The sequence below is a fragment of the Rivularia sp. PCC 7116 genome (assembly GCF_000316665.1).
Taxonomy (GTDB): domain Bacteria; phylum Cyanobacteriota; class Cyanobacteriia; order Cyanobacteriales; family Nostocaceae; genus Rivularia.
In genome coordinates this window covers 1,474,880-1,489,263 of record NC_019678.1, presented here as the reverse complement: position 1 = coordinate 1,489,263, position 14,384 = coordinate 1,474,880, and the positions used below count along the sequence as shown (strand labels likewise).

9 protein-coding genes are annotated in these 14,384 nt (G+C 39.0%); 2 read left to right on the top strand and 7 right to left on the bottom strand.

The genetic code is table 11. The annotated features are described in order from the left end of the window. Window positions 1-29: 29 nt before the first annotated feature. The 7 genes from RIV7116_RS05700 to RIV7116_RS05670 all read right to left on the bottom strand — a co-directional run bounded on the left by RIV7116_RS05700 (window position 30) and on the right by RIV7116_RS05670 (window position 11,666). A complete protein-coding gene (locus RIV7116_RS05700; protein ID WP_015117323.1) occupies window positions 30-1,673 on the bottom strand; it encodes an iron uptake porin in 1,644 nt (547 codons plus the stop codon). Between the two features lie 386 nt (window positions 1,674-2,059). After that, window positions 2,060-3,649, bottom strand: a complete 1,590-nt coding sequence (locus RIV7116_RS05695; RefSeq protein ID WP_044290772.1) for an iron uptake porin — start codon at window positions 3,647-3,649, stop codon at window positions 2,060-2,062. 193 nt (window positions 3,650-3,842) lie between these two features. Continuing rightward, complete coding sequence (locus RIV7116_RS05690) at window positions 3,843-4,454, bottom strand: Crp/Fnr family transcriptional regulator (RefSeq protein ID WP_015117321.1); 612 nt, start codon at window positions 4,452-4,454, stop codon at window positions 3,843-3,845. 543 nt (window positions 4,455-4,997) lie between these two features. After that, a complete protein-coding gene (locus RIV7116_RS05685) occupies window positions 4,998-7,235 on the bottom strand; it encodes a PhoX family phosphatase (protein ID WP_015117320.1) in 2,238 nt (745 codons plus the stop codon). 1,620 nt (window positions 7,236-8,855) lie between these two features. Beyond that, window positions 8,856-9,542: a phosphate signaling complex protein PhoU gene (gene phoU / locus RIV7116_RS05680; protein WP_015117319.1), complete on the bottom strand. Its 687-nt coding sequence runs from the start codon at window positions 9,540-9,542 to the stop codon at window positions 8,856-8,858. Window positions 9,543-9,554: 12 nt separating this feature from the next. Continuing rightward, the gene (locus RIV7116_RS05675; protein ID WP_015117318.1) at window positions 9,555-10,865 is read right to left on the bottom strand and encodes an ATP-binding protein; all 1,311 of its coding nucleotides are present in this window, start codon (window positions 10,863-10,865) and stop codon (window positions 9,555-9,557) included. Between the two features lie 48 nt (window positions 10,866-10,913). Beyond that, complete coding sequence (locus tag RIV7116_RS05670) at window positions 10,914-11,666, bottom strand: response regulator transcription factor (protein ID WP_015117317.1); 753 nt, start codon at window positions 11,664-11,666, stop codon at window positions 10,914-10,916. Window positions 11,667-12,106: 440 nt separating this feature from the next. Between RIV7116_RS05670 and RIV7116_RS05665 the strand changes: the two genes are divergently transcribed. Both RIV7116_RS05665 and RIV7116_RS05660 read left to right on the top strand, forming a co-directional pair. Then, a complete protein-coding gene (locus RIV7116_RS05665) occupies window positions 12,107-13,087 on the top strand; it encodes a hypothetical protein (RefSeq protein WP_015117316.1) in 981 nt (326 codons plus the stop codon). Between the two features lie 63 nt (window positions 13,088-13,150). After that, window positions 13,151-14,230: a hypothetical protein gene (locus tag RIV7116_RS05660; RefSeq protein ID WP_015117315.1), complete on the top strand. Its 1,080-nt coding sequence runs from the start codon at window positions 13,151-13,153 to the stop codon at window positions 14,228-14,230. The last annotated feature ends 154 nt before the right edge of the window (window positions 14,231-14,384 follow it).

Below are 14,384 nucleotides of genomic sequence, written 5' to 3'. Positions count from 1 at the left end.
CTAATTAACAATCTAAAGGAGCAATAATCCTAGAAACTGAAAGTAGTCCGCAAGGTTCCGACATAAACAGTATCGTTATCGTTGTTGTGTTCTGGATTAAAAATAACCAGTAAACCCGGTGTTACCGAAACATTATCGCTTAATTGCAACCTGTAAAGAGCTTCTAAATGATATGAAGTATCTACATCTTCACGAGCATTGATATCATTATCGGTAACTTTTGGCGGTTGACCAAAAACAATACCTAAAAGACTATTTTTTGTACCAAAGTCTCTGATGCCTAAATTTGCAGCCCAGTAAAATACCTCTGCAGCCGCACCTTCATTTGCTCCGGCTAAAGCTTCCATAGTAGAATAACCGGCCCAACCGCCGACACTTATTTTAGAAGCAGGTCGAAAGTTTGCTTGTACGCTGTAATGATTGCCTGTACTAGCTACGTTTCCAAAGGGTTGATTAGCAAAACTGCTGCCCGTACTTCTAAACAAATTTACTCTATTTCCTGCACCAGTATTACGATAAGTACGAGCAAAAGTAAAACCAAGATTCAAAGATTTAGAAGGCTCAAAGTCTACTTGACCGAAAACGCTATTGGCACCGTTGAAAACTCCATTTGGGTCTCCGGGATCGCTAGGTCTGCGTGCTAGATAAGCACCTGTCAATTTAATTTTTCCTCGGGGATTAGCAGTTACGGTTACGCCAGCACCACCAGCACCTTGACGATAAATCGGACTAAAACGTCCGTAGCGAGATATTGAACCCGTGCCACTATCTTCAAAGTTGGGATTGAAGGTGTTGACGTTTTTAAATAATTCGGCGTTGGTAGCGTCAACTTTTACCCGTAGTGCTTTTCCTAAATTGAAGCCATAGTTAAGTTTATCGAGACCAACATCGTTGTCAGATTCCCCAAAAACATTGTCGAAGGAAAGGCGAGTCATATCGGTACCCGTAACACCGTCTAGAAAAGGTCCTCGATTGTACCTAGTGATATTGCCAGCATTCAAACGAACTTGTAGCTCATCAGTCCCAGTAAAACTACTAAGTAACTCTAATCGAACGCGGTTAGTAAAAGTTGTATTGCTATCAAGGTCGGGATTATCATTTGGATTATTATTGATATCTGCTTGTTCGTCGCCAAAAGCATTGGATATGTTAAATATCGCTCGCCCTTTTAGTTTAGTTGTGGTAGAAAACTGATTTGCTTCTAATTGAGCAGTACTTGCTTCGAGTGCATCTACACGACCGCGCAAAGTAGCCAATTCAGCACTAAATTCTGACTGCAACCTTTGTAAGGTAATTAAATCTTCTCTAGTTAGTAAATCTCTTGTTGCTGTAGCGATTAGCTCGTTTATCCGATTCAAACAAGCATTTAAACCAGCAGCAAATTCATAACGGGTCATAGCGCGATTGCCGCGATAAGTACCGTTAGGATAACCTGCGATACATCCATATCGCTCGACTAAAGATTGCAATGCTTGAAATGCCCAATCTGTTGTCTGTACGTCAGAAAACTGCGATACTGACGTTACCTGAGCCATTGGGTTTGCTTCTTCTGACAATTCCTCAACAGTAGTTAGCTGCCGGTCTTCTGCCGCCAATACAGGATTTGCAGCAATACAAGAAACTGCTGTCAAAACTGAGCTTAATTGAAGAAGATTTTTAAAACGTTTTTTCATAATCCTGGATGATTATCCCCTGGAAGGTTGATATCGACACATCTAACCATAAGTAGGAACTTTTACTTGTATACATTTATTCAGTAAGCGATTTCACTTATGGTGAATGAATATTGTATCAGGGTTATATTGCCGCGTAATTCTACTTAAGAAATAGAATTTTATTACAATACTGCTCGGTTAAGGAATTGGACACAATGGTTAGATCCCCTAAACCCCCGCTAAATTGGGGGCTTAGTTCCCTCCTTCTTAAGGAGGGTTAGGGAGGATCTCCTCTTAACCGAGCAGTATTGAATCTTATTATTTCCAATGGCTTAATCTACAGTAGATAAAAAAAAACCTGCTTTCGCAGGCTGTTTTTGATTTATAAAATTGTTTGCAAAATCTTAGAATTTGAATGTGGTGCGAAGCGTACCAACATAGATAGTGTCGTTATCGTTATCATGTTCTGGATTGAAGATAACTAACACACCAGGAGTAATGGCAATATTATCGTTGATAGGCAACTTGTAGAGTGCTTCTAAGTGGTAAGAAGTATCAGTGTCTTCAACTAAATCGCTCTCAGTTACTCTAGGTGGTTGACCAAAAATCACACCTAGAGTACTACCCTTAGCACCCAAATCTCTCAAAGCCAGTGCAGCAGCCCAGTAGAACATTTCTGCATCATCACCTTCGTTTGGTCCGGCTTTAGCTGTAGCATCCGAATAACCAGCCCAACCGGAAACAGATATGTTAGAAGTCGGTCTTACTAAAGCCTGTATACCGTAGTGGTTAGCAGTAGTTGCAATATCACCAAAGGGCTGATTGGCTAAGGTACCACCTGTAGAATTAAATAAGCTAACGCCACCTTCTTGATTTTGATATCTACGAGCGTAGGTAAAACCAACACCAAAAGATTTGCTGGGGTTGAAAGCAATTTGACCGAGGGCTGTATAATTACCGTCAAAAAGTCCTCTACCGGATGTGGGATCGCTGTTTTCGTCAGCCGTATAAGCAACTGAAGCGCTGATTGGAGATTTAGGAGCGAAGGTTAAGGTTAAACCAGCACCACCACCTTGACGGTAAATCGGGCTAAAACGTCCGTAGCGAGAAATAGCACCGGAACCACTGCTTTCAAAAGCAGGGTTAAATACTTCCATGTTATCGTTCATTTCGGCATCAACAGCATCAACTTTTACCTGTAATGCATCACCGAGCTTAAACTGATACCATAATTCGCTTACTGTAAAGTCGTTTCCATCTTCTCCGTCAAAAGCCAGCCTAGCCATGTCGGTACCGGTGACGTTATCGTATCTTGTCACGTTCCGAGCTTGCAGGCGGACTCTTAATTTGTCTCTACCCGTAAAGCTAGAATCAAAATTTAAACGTACCCTATCGGTAAAGGTTGTATTATCTGAACTACCATCTAAGTCTGTACCATCAATAGCCTCACCGAAAGCATCAGATAAAGCAAATATGACTTCACCCTTCAATTTAGTAGTGGTAGAAAATTGATTTGCTTCTAATTCAGCAGTGCGAGCTTCCAATGCATCAACTCTACCGCGCAAGGTTGCTAACTCTGCGCTAAATTCTTCTTGCAAACGTTGTAAAGTTGCTAAATCTTCTCTACTAACAATATCCGCTGTCGCCGTTGCAATCAATTCGTTAACTCTATCCAAACAAGCATTTAAACCTGCTGCAAATTCATAACGAGTTAAAGCACGATTTCCGCGATATGTTCCGTTGGGATAACCTGCAATACAACCGTAACGCTCTACCAATGATTGCAATGCTTGAAATGCCCAATCCGTCGGCTGTACGTCAGAAAACTGCGATACTGAAGTAACCTGCTCCATAGAAGCTGTATCTTCAGATAGATCGGCAACAGGTGTCACTTGTTTATTAATTTCTTCAGCTAATGCACTATTAGCTGTAAATACTGTAGCTGCAAAGATAACTGGGCTTAGTTTTAGAACCTTCCAAATTGCTTTTCTCATCTTCTCACTCACACCGGTAAAATTATTGCTTAATAGTAGAATCATAAGCCCTGCCCTTAAATTAACTCAACTTAAAATTTTTAAGAAAATTTTAGTTTAAGGTTAATTTAAGGGATTATACTTATGAATAAACAAGCTTATTCTACCAGAGAAAGGTTAAGTGGTTAACAGTGTTAATCACCTAACAATATGATTATTTTCTACCATCTTTATTAGGTAAACGTATAATGATGCGACGTTTGTGACGTACTAAAGCCTGCTCATCTTCAAACTGTTGCAGCAAACGAGTAACAGTTACTCTTGTAGTATTTAACACTTCAGCCATTTCCTGATGAGTGACGTTAAGGTCGATAAGCTTACCTTGTTCAACTTCACGACCGAACTTCTCACTCAGCCAAACCAAAAACTGCCACAAACGTAGCGAAATTGGTTTGCGATGTACTATACTAAGTAACTCTTCAGATTGTTGAATATGAGAAACCAAGGCTTCAACGTCTTGATGCCACATTTGAGGTGGTAGAACGCTTACTTCAACGCTGGTTAGACATTCAATTTGGTAGGGCTTAACTCTGGAAAGTGGATAGCCAACCAAATCTCCCGGACCCCAGTAGCCTAGAGTGATGAATGCCCCATCTTCACTCCAGGTTAATGTCCGAACTGCACCACGCTCAATTCTCCAAAGTACATCGTTACGTGGGGGAATTACTTCGCGACGGGTAAACAGTCTTTGTGGTAACGAGCTGCTGCTAGTGTTGTTAGGGTTTTGCGAGAAACTACTGTTTACAGGACGATTTGTAGAATACATTCTCTAAGATTCCTTTGTTGTTAAGGTTTGTACTTGCTAGAATTTAAAGCGGTCAAAGGTATCCAATAGATTTGCCATCACCCTGTAAAACATGGTCAAATCAAATTAGGATTTAGCTCATACCATTAGCGATTTGTATTCGCTATGTTCATTTAGTAGATAGTTTATATCTGGCTCAGCCAAAAGGTAGATGAAGTGTCTCAAGGAACTCTGCTAATTTATAGATAACCCAGTGATGAGTGCATAGTTCATCAAGAATATATCCCTTGAGAAAATTACTGCTGTTGGCTTAATTGTTGGCTCCATCAAAATTATCGGAAGGCTACAAATTGTTAGCAGTAAAAATATAAAAAATCAAAAGTATATTTAGCCACTTAATGTTGGCACAACAATTACCATTATTACGCAAATTTGCTACTTTGTGTTTATGGGAACGTTAAATTACTTTTATGCTTTGTTGCGAAATCCTCTCAAAAGAATTAAATGTGCAGTATATTGAATTACAGTCAGATTCATTCTAGAGCAATTGAGAATTTTTAACAACTAGACTTCGGAAGTTTTGGTTACATATATAACCGCAGGCTTAGGAGGCACATCGATTGTGTTACCCGGCCAGTTAGAACCAATAGGAACTGTACGGGTTTGCGTAAATTGTTCTCCTGTAGTGTTATACAGCAAATACTCTCGACTTTCCGAAGCTTGGTTCAGGCGAGTACCATTAGCTTCTCCGGGATGCTGGATGGCAAGAAACATCGTTTGTTGGTCAGGGGATAAGCAAGGTCCAGTGACTTCACATTCCATCGGTCCAATACCGAATAACGAGGCTTTACCTGCATTTTCACCGGAAGTAGGGATATACCATATAGTATTATTGCCAAATAATCCGGATATATTTACAGTTTTACCTGCGTCGTCAGTACGGTTTGTAACGGCATTATTTAACTTGGAAGTTGAAGTATCCGTAACCATCCATACATTTCCACCTTTATCTAACAGCAGGTTGTCGGGATTTGCAAAACCCATTCCGCCACTGTTTGGTTCGCCGCCTGTAGCAAGCATTTCCCATTTAAAAGTATTTGCTGCGGGGTTGTTGCGGTCTTCCGTTAAACGCATTACCCATCCGTACTCGTAAGGAATTTCACCTTCAGGACCTTTGAAAATTCTACTATCCGGGCCACCGTCTTTACTTGGATAACCAGAGGTAAAGCTAATATACAAATCTCCATTCGGTGCAATTTCGGTGTCCTCCGGACGAGCCGTACAAGTTGCACCTGCGGCATTCGCGGCATAATGTGCATCAATTAAGATCGCACCCTGTTTTTCTTCTGCATTACCCACGTATAAATCGCCAAGCCGATTAAATTGCTGCTTATACTTGGCAACTTCTTCGTCATTTTTTGCTGCAAAATAGTTGCCTTTAATTGGTTCTGGGACTTCAAAAAGGGTTCGCTTATCTTCTGAAGATTGCGGTCCTGACGGTAGATTCAGCATATTTCCAACGATATTGCTTGGAAGTTCTGGATTTATCGCAGTATCTGCATTTAAAGGTATCCAGCTTCCCGTACCGTTAGAGTTAAATTTAGCTGCGTAAAGCATTCCTTGCGAAAGAAGCTGAGAATTTGCTTTGTCTTTAGGGTTGGAAACTTTATCGCGACTAACGAATTTATAAACATGACCTCCTCTTCTATCGCACCCTGAATAAAATGCTAGAGGTTTACCAGATTCGACACGAACGCCCACTGCTTCATGACGGTAACGTCCCAGCCAAGTATGCTTTGTGCCGTAATCATTAGGATTCGCTGGATCTACTTCAACTATCCAACCGTACTTATTCCCAGCCAATCCAAAAACATTCCCCTGCCCGGAAAGGTTTCCTTTACTTAAAAAGAAAGGAACTTTTTCTGGCTCGAAAGATGTTCCATCAGCATAGACCGGTTCTGGTACCTGTGCCTGAAAATTTTCTTCCGCACTTAATACCGTTCCCCAAGGTGTAGTTCCACCAGCACAATTACCAAACGAACCAATTATGCGATCGCCAAGTTTGTCTGTATAGCCAAGCCCTTGCTGTTTATTGAATACAAGCACGGCAGGACCTGTTGCTTTAAGATATCGCCCGTCTTCTAAACCGGAAATTCCACTAATACGTCTATCTTCATTACTATTAGTGCGTTCCCATTTTCCATCGGCATTTTTGCGAATGGAAATAATACCTAAACCCTGATCTACTAATGCTTCGGAACAAATTTCTCGTATTTGAGCTTTTAACGGGTCATCTTCTGCTAAAGCGTAAGCATTTACCTGACCTTTTCCTTGGGAATCGGTGTTTAGCTTGCCAATAGCTTCATCTAAAGGTAACGATTTTCCTATCACCTTGGCGTAATTTTGCATCCAAGGAATAGCGCTAATGTATTCAAAATTTACTGTGAGATATCCTTCATTTTCGACTGTTGGAACAAAAGACAAATAATCGTTGTTGTAACCAAATCGAGAATCCCCAACTTTATCACCCCAAGCAGCAATAACTTGATACTCAAAACCATCTGGTAATACCAAATCATCTATTACTTCATAGTTGCGGTAAGCTTCTTTCTGTTGTTCTGGAGTAAACGCAGCATTCTGCAATGGAATCGGGCCTTTAACGGGTTGAAATACCGATAAAGCCTTACTCTGCGTACTTGGCTGCATTGTTAGTTTTCTATCGCACCCCGAAAGCGAACCAAATGCAACCGCACTCGCACTACCTCCCATCAACAACAAAAAATCACGACGTTTGATACTCATCAGTTTAATTTCAATGACACCAGCATTTTTAGTTAGATAGGAAACAATTTTATATCGCCTTTGTTACTTTAATAGTGAAAGTTTAAGAATAGGTAAGCTTTTTGTAAAAAGTAAGTTAGTTGACAAAGCTTTTCTGTGTCTTTTTTTTCTTTATTCACTTTCATTATTTAAGTATTTTCCGGCTAAGCAAACTTAAAAATCTGTGTTCATTTAAACAGACAATTATGAAAAGTGTCAAATGTTTTTCATTTTTTTATTTGTTTTGTTGAGAGACTAATAATATTGTTTTAATAAGCTTTTCACAAGATATAATCTCAACTCAGCTTGTTGATTAATACCTGTAAACGGCAGAGTATTTATCCTTATATAAAAACTCTATATATGTATTTTATATAACTCTAAAACACAAAAATAAAAGCCAAAATATTAGTCTAAAAGTTCTATTTGTTACAACATGAATAGGTGTGCCGTATTTTTGCTTTGAATAAATATATGTGTAAAATGAATTTGTTTGTCAATTGTTAAAAATCGGTTAACTGCTTTGCTGATAAGACTATTAAAGCAGATAGCTGGTAATCCTTTTCATTAGTTTTGACCGCTAAAAATGGGGAGGCGGAATATCTCTCGTAGATAGTTTTTTTAGATTAGACCTATTTTTTGATTCTAAAACTGGATCGCTCGCGAGCGCGTATCCGCAGGACATAGTTAAACAAAGCATTCAACGTTCACATTTATGTGCGGTTCAACTGTGGATCGTCGTAATATAGCAGTCTTCTGTTGAATAGAATACACCCCTCTACTTAATCAGGATACTGCTGGCGAATGGTATGTCTCACCCCTCACCCGAACAAATTAATAGGGATTTTGAGCTATTAACAGGAGTGCGATCGCACTCCTCAAACCCTTATTTTTCGGTGATTAAGGGGTCTTACCCTTGATTCGCCAGCAGTATCCTTAATCAGGAGAGGGGAAGGGGAGCCACTGCGTTGCGCGGTGAATCTAGTTGGGGGTGTCGGTTTCCGTCCCCCAAACTAGTGAACCCGGAGGGGTTCCCCACGTTGTAGCAAGTGGCGTGGTGAGGTTTCTCAAACTGTATTACATTACACTCAAATGAAAAGTGATAAGTAAGCCAGTAGAAAAACATAACTATATAACTAAATGCAAATTAGCCTTAAACCTTTATTTCGACTGCCGACTGCCTTGCCCTAATTACAATTTTCAACGCTAACCTACTTATATAGCGAATCTCAGTTGAGTACCATACATTCGGTCACCTCACCCCCATCCCCTCTCCTTGTTAAGGAGAGGGGTGCCCGGAGGGCGGGGTGAGGTGAGGTAATATTTGTATTGCACTCAAATGAAAAGTGCTATAGTTTTGATGTTTTGCATTTTCTTACATATTTAGGCTTGTTTGTACGTAGTTACTTATGTTAGTAGTTGTCCAATTATGTGGACTCAGTTCTCAGCCCCCAAACAAAATTAAAAACCCCTATCCTTATAACTAAGGTTTTAGGGGTTGAATCGCAATTATGAAATAAATTTAAGCTAACGAGAATTAATAATAAAATATTCACCCTATACTGTTGACGATTGAACAAAGCCTGAATTATAAAGAAATAATTAAGAGCGCTGTCCGGTCACAATATATGCAACTCTTTTACCGATATTGGTTGCGTGGTCTGCCATACGTTCTAAACAGCGAATAGCTAATGCTAATAGCACAATCGGTTCAACAGAGCCTTGGATATCTCGCTGATTTGCCAAAATATCGTAAACTCGTTCGTATGCTTCGTCTACAGCATCATCAAGTGATTTTATGCTATTTGCCCCGATTTCATCCAAATCGGCTAGGGCTCCCAAGCTTGTTGCTAACATTGCTTGAGCGTGACGAGACATTACTGCTACTTCTGGTATGCACGAATGTGGTTCGTAAGGGAAGAGCTTTACAGCTATTTCACTTAAATCTTCAGCATAATCGCCAATGCGCTCTAAATCGCGCACTAGCTGCATAAAAGCACTTAAACAACGCAAATCTTGCTCGTTAGGCGAATGTAAGGTCATAATCGCCGTACATTCTGATTCGATTTGTTTATAAAATCGGTCTATTTTCTTATCTAATAAAGGCAGCTGCTCGACTACTGATAAATCACGAGCAAATAGTGCCTGGTGCGAGAAACGGAAGGACTGTTCCACTAAAGCACCCATACGCAAAATATCTCTTTCTAGCCGCCTGATGTCGCGTGCTAGTTGAGGTTTTGCAAAATTAGGACGAGTTGGGATAGCTTTCACGCTTGTAATCTCAAACATGAAGTTATTTTCTTAAATATAATTTTGAACGGCGGATTCTGCCATAACTTGGGGAAGATGAATTTGTAGCCATGCACCACCTGTTTGTGGATGATTCATTGCTTTGATAGTTCCCCCGTGAGCGCTTAAAATTTGATGAACAATAGCCAATCCTAAGCCGCTTCCATCCAGAGTTGAATCACCATCTCCTTTTATAGAGCGAGAACGCGCTTTATCCCCTCGGTAAAATCTCTGAAATATATAGGGTAAATCTTCTTGAGCAAAGCCGACACCGGAATCTATAATATTAATTTCTAAGAATGGTGAAGCGTTAGGCTCGTCTTGATTTTTATTTTCTAAAGATATATTAACACTAACTTCTACTCTAACAACTCCGTTAGGAGGACTGTATTTTATACTGTTATGAATTAGGTTGAAAAAAACTTGGTGAAGCCTGGATTTATCGGCATTTACCCAGATATTTTCAATGCCCGTTAAAGAGAGTTGAACCGTTTGGCGTTGCGCTATGGGTTCTAAGGTATCCCAGACCGAGTTTATTAACGCTTTTATTTCTAAAGGGTGACAATTTAATTGAGTAGAAGGATTTGTCTCAAGTCGAGTCAAGTCTAACCAACTTTGTACTAAGTCAATTAGTCGATCAACTTCCTTGAGAAGAAGGTTAACCCAGCGCACAATTGATGGTTCTACACGGTCTTGTAAAGTTTCCACAACTAAACGCATTGAAGTTAGGGGCGTTCTGAGTTCGTGGGCGAGGTCTGAAAAAGCTCTATCGCGTGATTGGCTGATTTCCAATATCTGCTGGCGGTTTTCCAGAAATACTCCTACCTGACCTTGAGGTAAGGGCAACCCGGTAGCCCGTAAAACTACTGACTTTTGTTCTAACATGGCTTCAGCATTCTCACAAGAGGGGTGAAACACCCACTCCTTCTCTTGAGAATAATAGCGATCGCGAGTTTTTTCAATTAAACGGTCGAGTTCGTAAGAACGTACTACCTCTAATAACAAACGCACTTGTCCGGGTTGCCACTTTTCTAATGACAGCATTTGACGAGCTTGTTGGTTACACCATAGCAATTGATTTTCTTCGTCAACTTGTAAATACCCTATAGGTGCATTTTCAAGCAAATTTTGTAAAGAAAAAAGTTGCTGTTCCAAGCACTGCTGCCGTTCTTTTAATCTGGAAAATTTATACGGCCAGCCAACAACGAAAGACTTTCTTCTAGAATAGTCAAAACGTCCGAAATAGCGATTGAACTGTATATTGTACCAGACCCATAAGCAGATACTTACCCCTAGACCTATAAAAATTCCCAGTAACAGCATCACAAAAAGGCAAGTTGTTTTGGGACAGATGATAATGATAGCGAACAATCATCCAAAGCGATACCCGAAACCTCGAACTGTAACAATATATTCGGGACGGGAAGGCTCCTGCTCTAGTTTTTCTCGCAACCACCGGATATGAACATCTACAGTTTTGCTATCTCCAACAAAATCGGGACCCCATACCTGATCGAGCAGCTGCTCTCGCGACCATACGCGACGAGTGTAGCTCATAAATAATTCTAGCAGGCGAAATTCTTTCGGCGATAAATTTACTTCCTCTCCGCGAACTAATACACGACATTCTTGAGGATATAAAGTAATTTCTTTGTAATTTAAGACTGGAGGTTCGGTAGTAGTAATTAAACGCTGACGACGCAACAAAGCTCTACAGCGTGCTACCAACTCCCTCATACTAAAGGGCTTGCTTAAGTAGTCATCTGCTCCCACCTCTAAACCTAAAACGCGATCCGTTTCGCTGCCTTTAGCGCTCAACATTAAGATCGGTACCGGATTTCCTTGATGACGCACTAATCTACAAATATCTAACCCATTAATTTGAGGCAACATCAAATCCAAAATAACTAAATCAAAAACAGCCTCATTGTTATTAGCGTCAAAATTTTGGAGTTGCTCTACAGCTAAACGCCCATCAGTAGCAGTTTCGACTTCATAACCTTCTCCTTCCAAAGCCAAAACCAGCATTTCCCTAATTAATTCTTCATCCTCTACTACCAAAACACGACTCTTTTGTCCGATATCAGCCGCGTGAGCATACTTAGTGGATTCGTTGGTATACATTGACTTACAAAATACGGGGTTTTCACTTGTAGCTGTTTAGCAGTGCGTTGTGAGTATATTTACTTTAATTTGATACTAGTTACTATCTTTGAAAACAAAATGTAACATATGTAACAGCACCCACATTATTATAAAACACTACCGTAAAAATTACCCAAACACCAGTGGCTTCAGCGACTTTTTTTAGACTTTTACGCCAGATTTTGATTAACCCTTGACAAAAGTATTTTTGCTAGACTAATATTTATAGTACATATGAACTATAAAAGATTTTCTGAATCACAACCCAATGGCATTTGCGCGTAGAGAGACTATTTAAGTATTTTTACTGCGCTGGTGTATATGTCAAAAAGGCTACTCTAATACATAGCAAGGAGTATGTCTTTGTGATATTCGTGTATTCCGGAAATCATCAAACATACTGAAAAAGGAGTCCAAGAGTGAATACAGTTGCAGTCAACAACAGTAAGCAACAATTAATGCAAGCATTTGAGCAGATTATCGCAGAAAAGCGGAAATTAGATTCAAAGATTGCTACTAAGCAGGAGGAAGCAGAAAAAGAAAAAGACAAAGAAATATCAGCGGCAGCTTCAGCTTATACAGTTGATGGAATTGTCAAAGGTTTAGCGGATTTACAGTTAGAGTTTGGTACTATCATCAACGAGCTTTCTGAAAAGCTAGCTAAAGAAAACTCGAAATTGGACGAGTTAAATCGTGCAATAGAAGTAGAAACTCAGTATTTACAGGAATTACAAAAAATTAGAATTGTTGCGGATACTTTGGATGTTTTGACTCAAGAACATCAAGAGAATCTGAGCAAATTAGAAGCAGATATTGCTCAAAAAAAGGAAGCATTAGAGAAAGAGAAGCAGCAAGTATTAAAAGATTGGGAAAAAGAGCAAGTTAAATTTGAGGAAGCAGAGCAAGAATACAACGAGTTGTTAACCAAAAATCGCGAGAAAGAAGTAGAAGAATATCAATATAAGTTAGAAAACTCTCGCAAAATCAACGAAGATAGTTACCAAGAAACAAAACGCCAGTTAGAAAGGGAGCTTGCTCTAGCCACTCGTGAGAAAGAAAAAGATTGGGTAGAAAGAGAAGCAGTTAATCAACAGCGTCAGTCTTTATTAGAAGAATATCAGAAAAAAGTTGCATCTTTTCCGGCTGAGTTAGATGCAGCATATAAGAAAGCAAAAGAAGATGCGATTAAAAATACTTCTCAAAGAGCTAAAGTTGAAGCCGATTTATTTGAGAAAGAGTGGGAAGGCAGTAAACAAAGTTACGAGCTAAAAATATCCTCTTTAGAACAAACTATTGAAAGGCAGAAAGAGCAAATTGAAAGTATTTCGACTCAGCTACAAGAAACTTTAAAACAAGCACAAGATTTATCGATGAGAGCTTTTGGTAGTTCTAATAAATAGGTAATTGCTGCCTTATCGTGTCAAAATTTTTACAACAAGCATAAAATTTTTTGGAGTATTATTATGTCTGCAAAGAAAATTAATCAAAGAAATACTAAAAATGAAATTTTAGAAGCTTATGATGAATTAAGCAAAGAAAGGTTAGAGTTGAAAAAACAAGTCGATCAACTTGTCAAAGCCGGAAATTCTGTAAAAGCTGAGAACTTTAAGAAACTTGATAAAACACCAGCTACTCAATACTCTAAAGTGCAACAGAAAATGAATTTTACTATTGAAAATTTAGCAAAAATTCAGTTGGGATTTGGTAGTGCTGCAAATGAACTATCAGAACAGTTAACCACAAAAGCCTCTAGACTCGCAGAAATTAAGCAAATAGTAGAAGAACAATTAGAACAACTACAGCAACTGCACGATTTAGAAGTTGTTGATGATACTTTAGATAATTTAATCGCAAGCTACGAAGAAAATAACTCGGCTTATCAAGAAGAATTTCATCAACTTTCCGATACATTAAATCAAGAAATACAAGAATTAAGAGCAGTTTGGAGAAAAGAACAAGAAGAATATCAACGCACTGCCAAAGAAAGAAACGAAAATTTAAATAAAAATCGTCAGCGAGATATTTCTACATATAAATATGATTTAGAGCGAGAACGTAATTTAGAAGTAGATGAATACGAACAGCAGCAAAAAGAACTGTATCGCGCTCTAGATGAATTTCAGCAGGAAACCGAAAAACAGTGGAACGAACGAGAAACAGCAATTTCAGAAAAAGAAAAAGAGTTTGAAGATTTAAAAGTTAAAGTTGAAGCCTTTCCTCAACAAAAAGAAGCTGCTATCAAAAAAGCAAGTGAAAAGGGAAAAGGTATTGCGGAGTATCAAGCTAAAATTAAAGCTAATTTGTTTGCAAAAGAAGTGGAAGGTGAAAAAGCTTCCTACGAGCAAAAAATACAGTCTTTACAACAGACAATTGACAGTCAGGAAGAAAGAGTACAAAACCTTTCCAAGCAGCTTGATTCAGCACTCAAGCAGGTTCAAGATTTGGCAGTGAAAGCTATTGAAGGTTCTGCAAACGTCAATACATATCAAGCAATGAAAGAAATTGCTTTAGAACAAGCTAAAAATCAAGCAAAAAATAAATAATTGAATAGAGAATGTTAAGAATAGAAACCCGGTATCTTGAAGATACCGGGTTTCTGGTTGATTTATAAAATAATCAGAGACGTTAAACTGCAACATCTCTATATTAGTAATAAAAAATATCCGCAAACAGTTTAAACTATATTATGATTCTTAT

Bases quoted from the DNA above. Each gene is read 5' to 3' on its own strand.
- RIV7116_RS05700 (WP_015117323.1), bottom strand. From the start codon at position 1,673: ATGAAAAAACGTTTTAAAAATCTTCTTCAATTAAGCTCAGTTTTGACA.
- RIV7116_RS05695 (WP_044290772.1), bottom strand. From the start codon at position 3,649: ATGAGAAAAGCAATTTGGAAGGTTCTAAAACTAAGCCCAGTTATCTTT.
- RIV7116_RS05690 (WP_015117321.1), bottom strand. From the start codon at position 4,454: ATGTATTCTACAAATCGTCCTGTAAACAGTAGTTTCTCGCAAAACCCT.
- RIV7116_RS05685 (WP_015117320.1), bottom strand. From the start codon at position 7,235: ATGAGTATCAAACGTCGTGATTTTTTGTTGTTGATGGGAGGTAGTGCG.
- phoU (WP_015117319.1), bottom strand. From the start codon at position 9,542: ATGTTTGAGATTACAAGCGTGAAAGCTATCCCAACTCGTCCTAATTTT.
- RIV7116_RS05675 (WP_015117318.1), bottom strand. From the start codon at position 10,865: ATGCTGTTACTGGGAATTTTTATAGGTCTAGGGGTAAGTATCTGCTTA.
- RIV7116_RS05670 (WP_015117317.1), bottom strand. From the start codon at position 11,666: ATGTATACCAACGAATCCACTAAGTATGCTCACGCGGCTGATATCGGA.
- RIV7116_RS05660 (WP_015117315.1), top strand. From the start codon at position 13,151: ATGTCTGCAAAGAAAATTAATCAAAGAAATACTAAAAATGAAATTTTA.